Origin of the sequence: Bradyrhizobium liaoningense (assembly GCF_018130955.1) — a bacterium.
GTDB lineage: Bacteria > Pseudomonadota > Alphaproteobacteria > Rhizobiales > Xanthobacteraceae > Bradyrhizobium > Bradyrhizobium liaoningense_C.
Window position 1 is genome coordinate 105626 of record NZ_JAFCJM010000009.1, and the last position, 16548, is coordinate 122173.

General features: G+C 64.6%; 16 protein-coding genes. 11 read left to right on the forward strand and 5 right to left on the reverse strand.

Going from position 1 to position 16548, the window contains the following annotated elements; translation table 11 throughout:
- Positions 1-129 precede the first annotated feature (129 nt).
- The 8 genes from JQ632_RS10240 to JQ632_RS10275 are packed head-to-tail and all read left to right on the forward strand — an operon-like array spanning position 130 to position 7907.
- Positions 130-939 carry an ABC transporter permease gene (locus tag JQ632_RS10240; protein ID WP_212402182.1) on the forward strand — a complete coding sequence of 270 codons (810 nt, stop codon included), beginning with the start codon at positions 130-132 and terminating at the stop codon, positions 937-939.
- Between the two features lie 42 nt (positions 940-981).
- Entirely contained in the window at positions 982-1974 is a 993-nt protein-coding gene (locus tag JQ632_RS10245) for an ABC transporter substrate-binding protein (RefSeq protein WP_212402183.1), read from the forward strand.
- Positions 1971-2819: an ABC transporter ATP-binding protein gene (locus JQ632_RS10250; RefSeq protein ID WP_212402184.1), complete on the forward strand. Its 849-nt coding sequence runs from the start codon at positions 1971-1973 to the stop codon at positions 2817-2819. The genes JQ632_RS10245 and JQ632_RS10250 overlap by 4 nt, the downstream gene beginning before the upstream one ends.
- A gap of 6 nt (positions 2820-2825) precedes the next feature.
- Positions 2826-4223, forward strand: coding sequence for a hypothetical protein (locus JQ632_RS10255; protein ID WP_212402185.1), 1398 nt, complete (start codon positions 2826-2828; stop codon positions 4221-4223).
- A complete protein-coding gene (locus tag JQ632_RS10260; RefSeq protein WP_212402186.1) occupies positions 4220-5371 on the forward strand; it encodes a Gfo/Idh/MocA family protein in 1152 nt (383 codons plus the stop codon). Before JQ632_RS10255 ends, JQ632_RS10260 begins: the two co-directional genes overlap by 4 nt.
- A gap of 11 nt (positions 5372-5382) precedes the next feature.
- Positions 5383-6573 carry a dihydrodipicolinate synthase family protein gene (locus JQ632_RS10265; RefSeq protein ID WP_212402187.1) on the forward strand — a complete coding sequence of 397 codons (1191 nt, stop codon included), beginning with the start codon at positions 5383-5385 and terminating at the stop codon, positions 6571-6573.
- A complete protein-coding gene (locus JQ632_RS10270; RefSeq protein WP_212402188.1) occupies positions 6573-7436 on the forward strand; it encodes a sugar phosphate isomerase/epimerase in 864 nt (287 codons plus the stop codon). The genes JQ632_RS10265 and JQ632_RS10270 overlap by 1 nt, the downstream gene beginning before the upstream one ends.
- Positions 7437-7457: 21 nt before the next feature.
- Positions 7458-7907 (forward strand): TIGR02281 family clan AA aspartic protease, encoded by a 450-nt coding sequence (locus tag JQ632_RS10275; protein WP_212402189.1) that lies wholly within the window; start codon positions 7458-7460, stop codon positions 7905-7907.
- Here the strand turns inward: JQ632_RS10275 and JQ632_RS10280 are convergent.
- The 3 genes from JQ632_RS10280 to JQ632_RS10290 all read right to left on the reverse strand — a co-directional run bounded on the left by JQ632_RS10280 (position 7879) and on the right by JQ632_RS10290 (position 12122).
- Positions 7879-10041 carry a B12-binding domain-containing radical SAM protein gene (locus tag JQ632_RS10280; RefSeq protein WP_212402190.1) on the reverse strand — a complete coding sequence of 721 codons (2163 nt, stop codon included), beginning with the start codon at positions 10039-10041 and terminating at the stop codon, positions 7879-7881. The two genes, JQ632_RS10275 and JQ632_RS10280, sit on opposite strands and share 29 nt — an antisense overlap.
- A 63-nt stretch (positions 10042-10104) precedes the next feature.
- Positions 10105-10305, reverse strand: coding sequence for a hypothetical protein (locus JQ632_RS10285; RefSeq protein ID WP_212402191.1), 201 nt, complete (start codon positions 10303-10305; stop codon positions 10105-10107).
- A 314-nt stretch (positions 10306-10619) separates the two neighbouring features.
- The gene (locus JQ632_RS10290) at positions 10620-12122 is read right to left on the reverse strand and encodes a Spy/CpxP family protein refolding chaperone (protein WP_249151687.1); all 1503 of its coding nucleotides are present in this window, start codon (positions 12120-12122) and stop codon (positions 10620-10622) included.
- A 77-nt stretch (positions 12123-12199) separates the two neighbouring features.
- On the opposite strand from JQ632_RS10290, the gene JQ632_RS10295 reads away from it, so the two are divergent.
- On the forward strand, positions 12200-12622 hold the full coding sequence (locus tag JQ632_RS10295) for a hypothetical protein (protein WP_212402193.1): 423 nt from the start codon (positions 12200-12202) through the stop codon (positions 12620-12622).
- Between the two features lie 105 nt (positions 12623-12727).
- Here JQ632_RS10295 and rocD read toward each other — a convergent pair whose 3' ends face one another.
- Together rocD and JQ632_RS10305 are read right to left on the reverse strand one after the other, a co-directional pair.
- Positions 12728-13945 (reverse strand): ornithine--oxo-acid transaminase, encoded by a 1218-nt coding sequence (gene rocD / locus JQ632_RS10300; protein WP_212402194.1) that lies wholly within the window; start codon positions 13943-13945, stop codon positions 12728-12730.
- A 34-nt stretch (positions 13946-13979) separates the two neighbouring features.
- Positions 13980-15200: a cytochrome P450 gene (locus tag JQ632_RS10305; protein WP_212402195.1), complete on the reverse strand. Its 1221-nt coding sequence runs from the start codon at positions 15198-15200 to the stop codon at positions 13980-13982.
- 103 nt (positions 15201-15303) lie between these two features.
- On the opposite strand from JQ632_RS10305, the gene JQ632_RS10310 reads away from it, so the two are divergent.
- Both JQ632_RS10310 and JQ632_RS10315 read left to right on the forward strand, forming a co-directional pair.
- Positions 15304-15840 carry a thiamine pyrophosphate-binding protein gene (locus JQ632_RS10310; RefSeq protein ID WP_212402196.1) on the forward strand — a complete coding sequence of 179 codons (537 nt, stop codon included), beginning with the start codon at positions 15304-15306 and terminating at the stop codon, positions 15838-15840.
- Entirely contained in the window at positions 15837-16427 is a 591-nt protein-coding gene (locus JQ632_RS10315; protein WP_212402197.1) for a thiamine pyrophosphate-dependent enzyme, read from the forward strand. Before JQ632_RS10310 ends, JQ632_RS10315 begins: the two co-directional genes overlap by 4 nt.
- Positions 16428-16548 lie beyond the last annotated feature (121 nt).

A 16548-nucleotide genomic window follows, 5' to 3' on the forward strand; every position in this document is an offset into this window, starting at 1 on the left:
GATGCCCGGGACAAGCCCGGGCATGACGGGAGGAACCAGCCGCAAAACGTCACAGGGGAAAGCGCTGGACAGTATTTATCCAACGAGTTAATTTCTCCCCGAACCAACAAGAACAACCGGGAGAGACGTGTGGCTGAGGCCAAGGCGCAGGGCCTGATATCCAAAACGCTGAACGCAGCGTGGGTGCGGCCGTTCCTGTTCCTGGTGTTCATCGTGATCGCCTGGGACGTGACCATCCGTGTGTTCAGCATCCCCGCCTACCAGATCCCGGCACCCATGGACGTCGTCGCCGTGCTCCGGACGGAATGGCCGGAACTGCTGCGACAGTCCTGGCCGACGACCTATGCGACCGTGTGTGGCTTCCTGCTGTCGGCGCTCTTCGGCATTCCCGTGGCGATGCTGATCGCAGGCTCGAAGACGGTCGAGAGCTACGTCTATCCGTTGTTGGTGTTCTCGCAGTCGGTGCCGAAGATCGCGATCGCGCCGCTGTTCGTGGTCTGGTTCGGTTTTGGCATCATCCCCAAAGTGATTTCGGCTTTTCTGCTCGGCTTCTTCCCTGTCGTGGTCTCGGCCGTGCAAGGCTTCAAGTCGGTCGACCCCGACATGGTCGATCTCGCCCGCGCGATGCAGGGCAGCCGGTTGCAGGTGTTTCGTGCGGTGAACCTGCCGCATGCGCTGCCGGCAATCTTCTCCGGCCTCAAAGTGTCGGTGACGCTCGCTGTGGTCGGCGCTGTGGTCGGCGAATTCGTCGGTTCCAATTCCGGCATCGGCTACGTGATGCAGCGTTCGATTGGAACCTTTGACCTGCCGACCATGTTCGCCGCGCTGGTGATCCTGGCGCTGCTCGGCGTGGTGCTGTTCTGGATCGTCGACCGGATCGAGCGCCTGGTCATTCCCTGGCACGTCAGCCAGCGCGAGGACATTATTTTCGCCTCATAGCAAGCAACAAACACAAGCAACGAGCAAATGGGAGGAAGAGCGATGATGCGTTTGATGGCAGTTGTCTCGGTGATGCTGGCGACGCTGATGGCGGTGCCGGCGCAGGCCGCCGACAAGGTCGTGCTGATGCTGAACTGGTACGTCTATGGCGAGCACGCGCCGTTCTATTACGGCAAGGCCAAGGGCATCTATGCCGCGGAAGGCATCGACCTCGAGATCCAGGAAGGCCGCGGCTCGGCGGCGACCACGCAGGCCGTCGCGGCCAAGACCGCCAACTTCGGCTATGTCGACGTCCCCACCATGATGCGTGCCGCGATCAAGGGTGCGCCCGTCGTTGCGACCGGCGTGCTGCTCCAGACCAGCCCGATGTCGGCCATGGGTTTCGTCGAGAAGAACATCAGGAAGCCCGAGGACATCAAGGGCAAGACGGTCGCGATCACGCCTGCCGACTCCATGACCCAGATCTGGCCGCTGTTTTTGAAGAAGACCGGCCTGAAGGAGAGCGACTTCCAGACGGTTGCCGGTGACGGCCAGACCAAGCTCAATGCCGTCATCAACGGCCAGGCCGATCTCCTGCTCGGCTATGTCATGGACCAGTCGATGAAGATCAAGGACGCCACCGGCAAGGACGTCTATCCGATCAAGTTCGCCGACTACGGCATCAACATGGTCTCCTCGGGCATCATCGCCAACACCGACTATGTGAAGGGCAATGCCGATCTCGTTCGCCGCTTCATGTCGGCAACGACGAAGGCGGTCGAGGCCGCCGAGAAGGATGCCAGGGCGGCGGCGCAGGCGATCCTCGATGCCAATCCGAAGGGCGGCAAGATCGACACGCTGACGCAGGGCTTTGAGCTGACCATCCCGCTGTACCGGACCGCGGAGACCAAGACCAAGCGGCCATTCCAGGTCACCGACCAGAACATGGCCGACACGGTCAATCTGCTCGTCGAATATGGCGGGTTAGATGCCAAGGCCAAGGAGAACCTGAAGGCCTTCTACACCAACGACTACCTGCCGAAGGGCGACTCGTGAAATCAGCGACGCGACCCAATGACCCCGTGCAGCCGAGTGCGCATTTGCGTGTGGTGAGCGACGGCGCGGGGAGCGATACGTCGGGCATCAAACTGTCCGGCGTGTCAAAAACCTACCGGACGCGCGACGGCGATGTGCCGTCGCTGCGGCCGCTCGACTTTCACATCAACGAAGGCGAGTTCTTCGTCGTGGTTGGCCCGTCCGGCTGCGGCAAGTCCACCTTGCTCAAGCTGATTTCGGGGCTGTTGCCGCCGACAACAGGCGAGGTCCTGGTCGAGGGCGAGAAGGTGACGAAGCCGCATGGCAATGTCGGCATCGTCTTCCAGAACGCGCTCTTGCTGCCCTGGCGCAACATCCTCTCCAACGTGATGCTGCCGATCGACATGAAGCGGCTGCCGCGTGCGAAATATCTGGAGCGCGCGAAGCAATTACTGAAGCTGGTCGGGCTCTCGGGCTTTGAGAAGAAGCTGCCCTGGCAGCTTTCTGGCGGCATGCAGCAGCGTGCCTCGATCTGCCGCGCGCTGGTGCATGATCCAAAAATCATGCTGATGGACGAGCCGTTCGGCGCACTCGATGCGCTGACGCGCGAGCGCATGAATGTCGAGTTGATGCGGATCCAGCGCGAAACCGGCAAGACGGTGCTGCTGATCACGCACTCGATCCCTGAAGCCGTGTTCCTCGCCGACCGTGTGCTGGTCATGACCGAGCGTCCCGGCGCGATCGCAGCGATCTACGACGTGCCGCTGCCGCGCCCGCGCTCGCTCGACGTGATGGCCGATCCCGTCTTCACCGAGCTCGTGCAGCGCATCCGCAAGCACTTCTTCTCTCAGGGCTCACTGGACTAGAGACCCATGTCGCCGCGCCTGAAGCTGCGAGACATCGCATTCTTCGAACGTCCCGTGCATTTCGCGCGGCCGTTCCGCTTCGGCGCGGTCACGATCAGCGCGACGCCGCAGCTTTATGTCCGCGCCGAGATCGAGGTCGAGGGCAGGGGCACCGCCGTTGGCGCCAGCGCCGAACTTCTGGTGCCAAAGTGGTTCGACAAGCGGCCCGAACTGACGCCGGAGCAGACGGTCGATGAACTGCGCCGCGCGCTCGAGATCGCGCGCGGGCTCTATCTGGCGCAGACCGGCTTTGACACGGCGTTTGGGCTGCATGCCGCCTGCATCGGCGCGCAGGTCGCGGCCTGCGCAAAGGAAGGCATTCCGCCGCTCGCGGCGGCCTATGGTCCTGCCGAGATCGACAAGGCGATCCTTGATGCGCTGCTGCGCGCTGCCGAGGCGAACTTCTTCGCCGGGATGGCGGACAACATCGTCGGCATCGATTCGCGGCTGTCGCCCGACCTGGCGAACGCCAACGTCACACAGTTCCTGGCGGGGCGCAAGCGACTGCCGCGAGTAGCGGTACGGCACACAGTCGGTCTGGACGACAAGGTCGAAGGCGAGGGCGGCGTTGCCGATGCACATGAGAATGCCGGGGCGCGCTATTTCAAGCTAAAGCTCTCGGGCGATCCGCAAGCCGATGCCGCGCGGCTCGCGCGCATCGGTGCCGAGCTCGGAAAGCTTCCCTATGACTTCAAGGTCACGCTCGATGCTAACGAGCAGTATGCCGATCTTTCGGCGCTGCGCGCACTGGTCGATCATCTCGACAGGGATGCAGCGCTGCGGTCGATCGCGGCTAAACTGCTCTACATCGAGCAGCCGATGCCGCGCGACATCACAAGGCAGGCTCCGCTCGGCTCGCTGGCGGCGCGCAGCTTCATCGTCGACGAGGCGGACGATTCCTACGACGCGTTTCCCGCGGCGCGGGCGCTCGGCTATCGCGGCATTTCCTCGAAATCCTGCAAGGGCCTCTACAAGTCGATCGTGAATGCCACGCGCGCCGCCAAATGGAGCGCAGGCAGCCAGAAATTCTTCGTGACCGGTGAGGACCTCACCTGCCAGGCCGGCCTCGCCGTGCAGCAGGACCTCGCGCTCGGTGCCTTCCTCGGCATCACGCACGCCGAACGCAACGGCCATCACTATGTCGATGGTTTTGGCGAGGCGCCGGCCGCAGAGGCACGCGCGTTCGCCGCCGCGCATCCCGATCTCTATGCCGACGCCGGCCACGGCATGCGGCTTTCCATTCACGACGGCGATCTCCTGACGGGATCGCTCGCCACGACGGGCTTTGCGACGTCGGTCCATCCGGACTGGTCGGCGCTCGCCCCGCTTGCACAGCCAAAATCACCCAGGGAGCAATTGGCATGACCACCCAGCGCCTCGGCCTCATCATGAACGGCGTCACCGGCCGGATGGGGCTCAATCAGCATCTGATCCGCTCCATCGTCGCAATCCGCGACCAGGGCGGCGTCAAGTTGAAGAACGGCGATTGCGTGATGCCGGATCCGATTTTGGTCGGCCGCAACGCCGACAAGGTCGAGCGTCTGGCGAAGCAATACAACGTTCAGCGCTGGACCACCGATCTCGACGCGGCGCTCGCGGACAAGAACGATCATGTGTTCTTCGACGCCGCGACGACCCAGGCGCGGCCGGGCCTGCTGACCCGTGCCATCAACGCGGGCAAGCACGTCTATTGTGAGAAGCCGATTGCCACGACGTTCGAGGAGGCGCTCGAGGTCGTCAAGCTCGCCAACGCCAAGGGCGTCAAGCACGGCACGGTGCAGGACAAGCTGTTCCTGCCCGGCCTGAAGAAGCTCGCCTTCCTGCGCGATTCCGGCTTCTTCGGCCGCATCATCTCGGTGCGCGGCGAGTTCGGCTATTGGGTGTTCGAGGGCGGCTGGCAGGAGGCGCAGCGGCCGTCGTGGAACTATCGCGGCGAGGACGGCGGCGGCATCATCCTGGACATGGTCTGCCACTGGCGCTACGTGCTCGACAATCTCTTCGGTGACGTCGAGAGCGTGGTTTGCATCGGCAACACCGACATTCCCGAGCGCTATGATGAAGAGGGCAAGAAGTACAAGGCGACCGCCGACGACTCCGCTTACGCGACCTTCCAGCTCAAGGGCGGCATCATCGCCCACATCAACATGTCCTGGGTGACGCGCGTCTATCGCGACGATCTCGTCACCTTCCAGGTCGACGGCACGCTGGGCTCGGCGGTCGCCGGTCTTTCCGACTGCATGATCCAGGCGCGCCAGGCGACGCCGCGGCCGGTGTGGAATCCCGACGAGAAGCGCACGCACGATTTCTACGGCGACTGGCAGAAGGTCCCCGACAACGTCGCCTATGACAACGGCTTCAAGGAGCAGTGGGAGATGTATATCCGCCACGTCTGCGAGGACGCGCCCTACAAGTTCACGCTGCTCGAGGGCGCCAAGGGCGTGCAGCTCGCCGAATGCGCGCTGAAGAGCTGGAAGGAGCGGCGCTGGATCGACGTCGCCCCGATCAGCGTCTGAAGGAGGGAGTCATGAACAAGCCCGTCCTGCCGATGTCGTCACTCTCGCTGAAGCTGCCGAAGGCGGACCGCTCCATCGAGACCTATCGCCTCGCGGCCTCGCGGAGCTTTCCGGCCAGGCTGGAAGGCACGCTCAACCGCGTCGCGTTCTCGGCCGCGCACACCGTGATCGATCCGCTCGCCGACAACGATCCCTGGCTCTCGGCCGCGGTGGATTGGGACAAGACGATCGCGTTCCGCGAACACGTCTGGGATCTCGGCCTCGGCGTTGCCGAAGCCATGGATACGGCGCAGCGCGGCATGGGACTGGACTGGCCGACCTCGCTGGAGCTGATCACCCGCTCGGTCGCCGCCGCCAGGCGCCGCAATGCGCTGGTGTTTTCGGGGGCGGGCACCGATCATCTCGCGGTCGAGGACGCCAAAAGCCTCGACGACGTGATCCGCGCCTATGAGGAGCAGGTCTCGGCGGTCGAGAAGGTCGGCGGCCGCATCATCCTGATGGCCTCGCGCGCGCTGGCAAAACTGGGGCGCAATGCCGAGGACTACGCAAAAGTCTATGATCGCGTGCTGTCGCAGGTCGCTCAACCCGTCATCATCCACTGGCTCGGCGACATGTTCGATCCGGCGCTAGCGGGCTATTGGGGCACCAAAGATCTCGACGCGGCGATGGACACGGCCGTGGCCATCATCAATGGCAACGCCGCCAAGGTCGATGGCGTAAAAGTCTCGCTGCTCGACAAGCAGCGCGAGATCGACATGCGTCGTCGGCTGGACAAGCGCATCAAGATGTATACCGGCGACGATTTCAACTATGCGGAGCTGATCGCCGGCGACGAGCAGGGCTTTTCGCACGCGCTGCTCGGCATCTTTGACGCCATCGCGCCGGCGGCGTCCTACGCGTTGACGCGCCTCGCTGCGGGTGATCAGGCCGGCTTCCACGACGTGCTGGGGCCGACGGTGCCGCTGTCGCGCCACATCTTCAAGGCGCCGACGCGGTTCTACAAGACCGGCGTCGTGTTCATGGCCTATCTCAACGGCCATCAGGATCATTTCACCATGGTCGGCGGACAGGAGAGCACGCGCTCGACGCTGCATCTTGCCGAGCTGTTTCGCCTCGCCGATCAGGCCGGGCTGCTGGCCAATCCGGAGCTTGCGACGCGGCGGATGAAGACCGTGCTGGCGGCGCGCGGAATCGAATCCTGATGCGTGATTTTTCGTCCGACCACCGCTGGCTGTCGCTCAACACGGCGACGGTCCGCAAGCAGGGCAGTCTGACCGAGATCATCGACGCCTGCGCGCGTCACGGGATCCGCGCCATCGATCCCTGGCGCGATCAGGTCGCCGCGGTCGGGCTCGATCGCGCCGCGCGTGCGGTGCGCGATGCGGGGCTCGATCTCTCCGGCTATTGCCGCGGCGGCATGTTCACATCGGATGCGGCGCGCCGCACCGAGGTGCGCGACGACAATCGCCGCTGCGTGGACGAAGCCAAGGCACTGGGCGCATCCTGCATCGTGCTGGTTGTCGGCGGCCTGCCGCAATATTCGCGGCCGGGAAGTGCGGCGTCGAAGGACATCGTCGCGGCGCGCGGGCAGGTCGAGGATGCCCTCGCCGAGATGCTCGACTATGCCAGGCAGGCCAAGATGCCGCTTGCGATCGAGCCCCTGCATCCGGCCTACGCCGCCGACCGCGCCTGCGTGAACACGACCAAACAGGCGCTCGATATCTGCGATCGGCTCGATCCTGATAGCACCGGCGCGCTCGGAGTCGCGCTCGACGTCTATCACATCTGGTGGGACCCGGAGTTGACGGCCCAGATCGCGCGCGCCGGCAAAGATCGTCTCCTGGCGTTCCACGTCTGCGACTGGCTGGTGCCGACCCAGGACATCCTCAACGACCGCGGCATGATGGGCGACGGCGTCATCGACATCAAGTCGGTGCGATCCGCGGTCGAGGCGCAAGGCTATTCCGGCTATTCGGAGATCGAGATATTCTCCAACGACTGGTGGGGCCGGCCGATGGATGAGGTGCTGCAAACCTGCATCGCCAGGCATCGTACCGTGGTCTGAATGCGATCTTGAGGACGTCAGATGCCCAGGACATCCGCGCCGCGCGGGGCAATCCGCTTCCGCATCAGTCCGACCCGGCCGCTCCTGATGGTCGAAGCCGAGGTGAACGGGCAGGGGCCGTTCAATTTCGTGCTGGATACCGGCGCATCGTTCTGCGTGATCACGCCCAAAACCGCTGCCGCCATCGGCCTCAAGCCAGCCGGCAAGAAGCCGACGGCGATCGGCGCCGGCGGCCGCATTCAAGCGAGCCTCGCCAAGCTCAAGAACTTCCGGCTCGGTTCCCATGCCGTTCGGAATCTCGGCGTCGCGATCATGGCGCTCGACCATATCGAGCAGCGGCTCGGCGTCGAGGTCGCCGGCCTCGTCGGTTATAATTTCCTGAAAGCCTTCGTCGTGACGCTGGATTATCCAAACGGGCTGCTGCGGCTCAAGCGCCGTGCGGTCAGGATGCGCAAGCCTGTGAAGCGCTGATCGCGGACTCGCGGTGCAGGGCGATCAGCCCTTGCTGCCGCAACACCTCGAGCCCGAACATGCAGACCTTGTCTGTCGGGATATCTGCCATCGACCGGCGCGCCGGGACAAGCCGGGTCGCAATCTCGGAAATGTCGCGCTCGCCGTCGCACAGCTTGAGCAATTGCGCCGATAGCGGGCTGAGCAGCACCACGTCGAGCCGCTTGTCGGCGTGCTGGCGCGTGGCGATGGTCGCGGGCTTCCTGGGAATGCGGCGCAAATCGCCCTTGCGCCGCAGGCAGCGGATGATGCGCTGATAGTCGGCGGCGCATTCGGTCAGCACCACGCCGTCGACGAGTTTCGGCACCAGTGTGATGTCGGATACGTCATGGCCGTCGATGGCCGTGTCCGCGGGCAGCGGCGTCTCGGCAATCAGCGCGCGCTCATAGTCCATGATCGAATGCAGCACCCGCGGCGTGCGGGCGAAGCGCGGCGCGTAGACATCGCGCACGAATTCGAAGAAGTCGTCCCGGAACGTGATCGAGGCGTAGTAGCGGCTCTCCTGCAGGCCGGGCCGCGGCCCCTTGTCGGGGTGGGTCGCGTACCAGTCGCGAAACGCCTCGAACGATTTCGTCACGTCGCGTGAGTCCTGGTGCAGGGCGACCAGTAGCCAGCGGAAACGCGCCGAGCCATTCAGCAGGAAGTCGCGCAACTCGCGAAGATAGGCGCGATCGAGCGCTGGCGTCGGGATCGAGTAGAAGTTGGGGAAGATGTCGAGATGCTGCTGGATCATCTCGCGGTCGACCGGATCCTGGCGCCAGCCCTGGTGCGACATGTCGGACAGGATATCGTCGAACACCAGCTGGCTGCGGAAATGGGATTCCAGCGGCGTCTCGGCCAGCGGCGCAAGGATGTGAAGCTGGGGCTCGGCGAAATCGAACCGCAGCGAGTCCGCGAAGAAGTGCACGGTGTCGCGTAAGTCCTCCATGGTCTCGTCGGGGAAACCGGTGATCAGCGAGACGGCCGTGGTGATCTGGTTGCGATCCGTGGCCACGATACGCGCCGTGGCTTCATTGAGGTCGATGTTCTTCTTGACGATCTTTTGCAGGCGCGCCGACCCGGTTTCGATCCCGAAGAAGATCGCCTTGCAGCCCGCGCGCGCCATGGTCGCGATCATGTCGTCGTCGATGCAGTCGGTGCGGGCGCTGCAGTTCCAGTAGAATGTCTCGCCGGTCGCGATCACGGCCTCGCAGAACGCGATGACGCGCTTGCGGTCGACGGTGAACATGTCGTGGATCAGGTCGAAGGTGGTGATGCCGTAGACGTCGCGGACCTGCCGCATCTGCTCGATGACTTTCTCCGGCGACTTGAGCCGGAACTTGCGCCGGAAGAAGTCATTGGTCGAACAGAAGGTGCAGGCGAAGGGACAGCCGCGCCCGAGCTCGAGGGGGACGTAGTGGCAGTCCTTCAGCTCGGGATAGAGGTGGAAGGCGGGAAGCGGGATCGCGTCGAGGTCGGCGATGATCTGCGCATTGGGGGCCCGTACCAGCCTGTCGCCCTCGCGATAGGTGACGCCTTGGATGCCGGCCGGCGACGCACCCGCCGCGATGGCCTTGATCAAGGCCGGCAGCGTCTCTTCCGCTTCGCCGCGGACCACGAAATCGACGAATGGATAGGCTTCCATGGTCGGCACGTCGACCACGGACGCCTGCGGGCCGCCGAAGATGATGGGAACGTCCGGGCGCCGCTGCTTCATGTCCCGCGCGATGCGGATCGTCAGCGGATAGCTGCTGCAGATCGAGCTGAACCCGAGGACGTCGAAGGTGAGCTTGTCCAGCTCCTCGGCAACGTAGGAGCAGAAGTCCTGCTTTGCTTCCGCCTCGCCGGGGGCGCGCAAATAGGCGTAGTAGAGCCGGTTGAGATCGACGATCTGCGGCGCCACGCCGTGCTGTTCGAGAACGGCGGCGAGGCTGAGCACGCCGATCGGGGCGTGCTCGGCGATGAGGCGGATGGCCTCGCTTTCCGCGACCTCGGGATCCTCGAAATCGGTCACGGTCGGTGGGCCGACCAGGCACATCCTGAGCGCGCCGCCGTGATGGGCGCACGGCGCCGGATGCTCCGCCTGACCAGGCGTCACCGATCGATCATGCATCATGGCTCGCCGCCTTCGAATTTGCGGGCGGTGCTGGACGCCAGCGCGCCGGCCGATCGCAATCCGTCAGACTTTCTGCTGCGCGAAGACGATCACGACGACGACGACCACGACGATGCGACGTCGCGCCAGGACCTCGGGGCCACCGAGGTGAGTGACGACCTCGTTCTTGAAATTCCTTTTGAGCGAATTGATCTGAGTCTTGCTCAGCCCGATATCGGGAATCGTCAAAACGACCTTGTGCTGGGTATTCTTGGCTGCTGCCATAGGATGCCTCCTCGCCGGTTGGGAGAAATCTTTCGTCAGTTGTCCGGCGGGATCGCAATCTCAGGGTGCCGGAATGAGCGAAAGCGCAATGACCTATCGAAGTCGCAGTGTCGCAAATATCGCGAGCGGCATTTATAGGCCTGCAGCCGACGTCCGTCAACAACAGGTTGTGTTGTATATGATCGTCAACTTTGTTGCAGTTTTACAACTTTTGCGCGAGCGCCGCCGATCGAGGCAAGACGGGCGACGGCATCATCGACATCAAATCGGTGCGTGCGTAGTCGAGGGCTATTCCGGCTATTCGGAGGTCGAGATTATTGCGGGCTCGCGACCCGTTGCAGCGTGTTGAAGCGCGCCTTCTGCTCGCTGCTCAGCGTTGCATAGAACTCGTCCAGGGCGGGCTCGACCAGTTTGGCGGCGCTCAGCATGGCCTCGAGCCGGCGCTGCATCGCCTCCAGCCGGCCGACCGGCGTCAGTGGGAGGTCGTTCGGACAGGCCGCCTGCAGCCCCTCAACGCCCTTCGCCGTCGCCTCGCCCAGGCGGTCGAGCGCTTCCTTCTGCTTGCCCGCGGGATGGAGCACGGTGTCGATCCTCTCGATCGGGAGCTGGGTCAGGCTGGATTTCGGATCGCCGCAGCCCTCGGCGCTGGCCTCCTGCTGCTGCGGCGAGCGCTCGCCGACATTTGGGCCGAGTGCGTTGAAGCGGGCCTGCTGCTCGTCACTGAGCGAGTTGTAAAAATTCTCCAAGGCCGGCCGCACGATCCTGACCGCTTCCAGCGTCGCGTTGACGCGGTTCATCATCGCCCGCAAGCGGCCAGGTGGTGTCAGCGCATAAGTCTCCGGGCAGGAGTCCTTGAACACATCGGCAGCCCTTGCCGCGGCGGCCTTCAACTCGTCGAGCAACGCGCGCTGCTCCGGCGTCGGCCGCACCGCCCGTTCAATATCGGCAAGCGGCCACGCGGTGACGCCCTTGTCCGGATCGCCGCACAATTGCCCCGGCATCTGCGAGCTCACGCCGGCGCGTTGGCGGGCCCGATAGCCGCCGCCGGCTTGCGGATAGTCGTACGGGTTGATGCTGGCATAGGCGGAGTAGGGGCTGTCATAACCCCAGAACACGGTGTCGACGAAGTCGTCGTACGCATACGCCCAATAGCCGGGCTCGTAGGCATAGGACCAGAACGTGTAGTCAAAGATGTCGGAATAGGCATAGGGCCAGAACACGGGCCCAAGCCAGGCCACGAAGACCGCGGGATGGCGGTGCCGCCAGGCCTGCCGCGGAGCCCAGCCGCTCTGGCGGGTGACGAGCGCCGCCTGGCTTTGCACCGCAGCCTGCTCGCGGAAGCGCGCCGCAAATCGCCCGCGCTCGGCGGCCTGCATGGCGGCGGCCGCGGCGGTGGCTCGCGCAGCCGGACCCTGCACGCCCAACCGCTGCTGGCGCGCCAGGTCGCCTTGCTGCGCGCGCTGCTCACGCGCGAGCAAGCGGTTCTGCGTCTGGAGCATCCGTTGCTGTTCGTGTTGCGCCCGCGCGCCTTCCGGCTTCTGCGACTGAAGTTGCTGCACGCGCTGCTGCAAGCGGTCGATGCGGGTCTGGCGTTCCGCGGTCTGGCGCGACAGCGTCTCGCGCTGGCGCTGCTCGACCTGCTGCTGGCGCTGTTGCACATGCTGCTCACGCTCAAGCAGACGACTCTGCGACTGCAGCAACCGTTGTTGCTCGCGTTGCGCACGTGGGCCTTCCGGCTTTTGCGACTGCAGTTGCTGCACGCGCTGCTGCAAGCGATCGATGCGGCCCTGGCGTTCCGCCGATTGGCGCGAAAGCATTTCGCGCGGCCCCGCTCGCTCGCCTACGGCTGGCGGCGCGCTTGGCCGCGAGGGCGCCGCGATCTGCGGCGTCGGCCGTGGCGCCATGGCTGGACGTTCCGGTGCTGCCGGCGCCCGATGGATTTCAGGCCGTGGCGCCGCCACGTGCGGGGCTGCTCGCGGCGGAGGTGCAGCGATGTGAGGGGCTGCTCGCGGTGGCGGTGCAGCAATGTGCGGAGCCGCGCGTGGCGGCGGTGCGGCGATGTGTGGAGCAGGACGTGGCGGCGGTGCGGCGGCGTGCGGCATTGGGCGCGGGGCCATCGCTGGCGGTGCGGCGGGGCGCGCCATCGCTGGCGGTGCCGCCGGACGGGCCATTGCAGGTGGTGCTGCCGGCCGAGCCGCGGGCGCGGCCGGCCCCGGCGGTCCACCTCTTCCAGGTCCTTGGGCGGACGCGCCAGCGCTCACTGCCAGCGCAACACCGACCAAAAAGGCCGAAAGGCAAACGTCACGCGGAAGCATGATTGCGGCTCCGCTCGTCCCAGTCGCCCGCAATTGTCAACGCGCGAGTACCGGAATCGTTCGTTGTTGACCGCAGCCGCAATTGCGATCTTCCGACGCAGGTAGCCTCAGGAGAGGTCCTGCGTCAGCGTGTTGGCGAGCCGTTCCAGCGCCCAGTCGACCTGGTCGCTCGTGATAACCAGCGGTGGGGCGATGCGGATCGTGTGCTCATGGGTATCCTTGGCGAGGATGCCCTTGGCTTGCAGCGCCTCGCAGTAGCGGCGTGCGCGGCCGGCCTCGGGATGAAGCTCGACCGCCAGCATCAGCCCGCGTCCGCGCACCTCGCGGACCGTGTTGGCACGGATGCTCCTCAAGCCTTCCAGAAAACGCTCACCCTGCACCGCAGCGTTCTCGATCATCCCTTCTTCGACGAGCACGCGGAGCGCCGCCCGCGCCACCGCACAGGCGAGCGGGTTGCCGCCAAATGTCGAGCCGTGCTGGCCGGGCTTCAGTGTGCCGAGAACTTCGTTGTTGGAGAGCACGGCCGAGACCGGATAGAAGCCGCCGGACAAGGCTTTGCCGAGCAGCGTCACATCCGCCTCGATGCCTTCGTGCTGTTCCGCAAGCAGCTTGCCGGTGCGGCCGAGCCCGGTCTGGATCTCGTCGAGGATCAGCATCACGTCGTGCGCGGTGCAGAGCTCGCGTACCCCAATGAAATAGCCCGCTGGTGGAATGATGACGCCGGCTTCGCCCTGGATCGGCTCGACCAGGAAGGCGACGGTGTTCGGCGTGATCGCCTCCTCGAGCGCTACGGCATCACCGAACGGAATGATCCTGAAGCCCGGCGCGAAGGGTCCGAAATGTCCGCGCGTCTCCGGATCGGTCGAGAAGCCGACGACACCAAGGGTGCGTCCATGGAAATTGTTGGCGCAGACGATGATCTCGGCTTGCCCGTCGGGCACGCCCTTCACCTCATAACCCCATTTGCGCACGGACTTGATCGCACTCTCCACCGCCTCGGCTCCGCTGTTCATCGGCAGCACCTTGTGGGAGCCGGTCAGTTCCGCGATCTCTTCGTAAAATGGGGCGAGCTGGTCGTTATGGAACGCGCGCGAAGTCAACGTCAGTCGGCCCGCCTGTTCGACCATCGCGGCCAGAATCTTGGGGTGGCAGTGGCCCTGGTTGATGGCCGAATAAGCGGAGAGGCAATCCAGATAGCGATTGCCCTGGGTATCCCACACGAAGACGCCTTCGCCGCGCGACAGGACAACGCCGAGCGGTTCGTAATTGCGGGCGCCGAAGCGCGCTTCCCTCGCGATGAAATCAGCGACTGGCGGACTACTCATCTTTCGTCACTCCAGCTAATCTGCCTCCGGCATATTAGCCGATAATGCACGGCACGCTCAAAAATCCGCGGAAGCGGACGCGGCCGCCGCGCACGGGCTGACCGCTCAGCGCATAGTTCGGGAACCGCGCCAGGAAGCGGGAGATCGCGATGGCGCCTTCAAGACGCGCCAGCGCCATGCCGGCGCATTGGTGCGCGCCGGTGGCAAAGGCCAGATGCCGGTTCGGCGTGCGTGCGATATCGAAGGCTTCGGGATCCGGAAATTGCGCCGGATCGCGGTTGGCAGCTCCAATGCAGAGCGTGATCGAGGTGCCGGCGTCGAGCTTCACGCCGCCGAGCTCGACCGGTTCGGTGGTCATGCGGTTGCCGAGCTGGTTCGAGCTCTCGTATCGCAGCATCTCCTCGACCGCCGTCTTGATCAGATCGGGATTATCGATCAGCCGCTGCTTCTGCTCGGGATTCTTCTGGAGCGCGACGAGGCCATTGCCGATCAGATTGGTGGTGGTCTCGTGGCCGGCGTTGAGCAGGAAGATGCAATTGTGCAGCAGCTCCTTCTCGGTCAGCCGCTCGCCATTCTCCTCGCCCTGGATCAGGCGCGTGAGCACGTCACGTTCCGGATTGCCGGGCCTCTCGCGCCGGCGTTCGACCAGCGTCTGGAGATAGGCGAGAAAGTCTTTCACAGCCTTGTTGCCGCGCGTGGCGGCCTCCGTCGACACGACCGGCTCGAGCGCACCAAGAATCGCCAGCGACCATTCACGCAGCGGCGTGCGCTCGTCATGGGGGACGTCGAGCAGATTGCCGATCACCTCGATGGGAATCGAGGCGGCAAAATCGTCGATGAGCTCGCAAGCGCCCTTTGCGGCGATCCCGTCGAGCAGGCTGTCGATCAGCTTGATGAGGTCGGGCTCCATCCCTGCGATGGCGCGCGGCGACAATGCGCCCATGATCAGGCGTCGCACGCGGGTGTGCGCCGGCGGATCGTTGAAGACCAGACTCGTGGTGTGGTGCTCGTAGAGCAGGGTGTCGCCGTATTTCGGCGCAAACTCCTTCTTCTTGTCGGAGCTGAACGACTTCGTGTTCTTGTAGGTCGTGACGAGATCGTCGTAACGGGTAAGGAACACCGTGCCGTTCGGCAGGCGCTTGACCGGCTCGTTCTCCCGCAGTGCACGATAAGTCGGATAGGGATCGTCGTAGAATTCCGGCGTCAGCTTCTCGAGATCGAAGCGGGCGGCGAGGTCGCGTGCGTTTCCTGTCATGCTGCCATTCTCTTTTCGAAAACTGATATGCCGTTTTTCGTCTTCCGGAAAGTGCGTTGCGCGTTACAGTCCGCTGCCCTTCGCGATCCTCCCCGGAAAGCCCATGCTCGCTGACAACAAAACATCTTCTTCCGACTGGCCGGAGGCGATCTACGCCACGCTCGAGCGCTTCGACGTCCGTCAGGTGCCTTACGTGCCCGACGCCGGGCACTCCAGGCTGATCCAGCGTGTGCTGGGTTCGTCCACCATGCGCGGCATTCCGCTGACGACGGAGGAGGAGGGCGTCGCGCTCATGGCCGGCGCCTGGGCAGGCGGACAGCGCGGCGTGCTGCTGATGCAGTCGAGCGGCGTCGGCAATTGCATCAACATGCTGTCGCTGATCCCGATCCTGCGCTTTCCCTTCCTGACGCTCGTCACCATGCGCGGCGAGTGGGGTGAGTTCAATCCCTGGCAGGTGCCGATGGGATCGACCACGCAGGGCGTCTTCGAACTGTCCGGCGTGCAGGTGCTGCGCGCATCGAACGCGCAGGAGGTGCCCGACGTGCTGCAGGCCGCCGCCGCGCAGGCCTACAATGCGCTGACCCCGACCGCCGTCCTGTTGTCCCAGCGCCTGATCGGCGCCAAGGTTTTCACCAAATGAGCAAGGCCAATCTCCTAAACCGCCGCGACGTCGTCTCTGCGCTGCTTGCGAACCGCAAGGACGTGGTTGCCATCGGCGGCCTCGGTGCATCGACCAACGATATCTGCGCCGCCGGCGACCACGCCCGCAATTTCTATCTCTGGGGCGGCATGGGTGGCGCTGCCATGATCGGCCTGGGCCTGGCATTGGCGCAACCGAAACTGCCGGTGCTGGTGATCACCGGCGACGGCGAGATGCTGATGGGCCTTGGAAGCTTTGCCACCATCGGCCTGCAAAAGCCGGCCAACCTCTCCATCCTCGTGCTCGACAATGAGCGCTATGGCGAGACCGGCGGCCAGACCAGCCACACCTCCGCGGCTGCCGACCTCGTCGGCGTGGCAAAATCCTGCGGCATCGCGGACAGCCGCAGCATTTCGACCATGGCCGAGGTCGAGGCGTTTGCAAAATCCGTCCACGACGTCACGGCCGGGCCGCGCTTTGCCAATGTGAAGGTCGACAGCGCCGAGGTGGAGCGCATCCTGCCCACGCGGGACGGCACCTACATCGTCAACCGCATTCGCGGGGATCTCGGTTTCCAGCCGATCTAGTTTTGGGTCCCGGCCGGCTCCAGATACCGCCCGTGAGGCTGGTTCTGGTGCATTGATACCTCATTGAATCTGCAGCGCATTTAGGTTGCATTGCAACATAATGCTTGACTTTGGCGTGGGT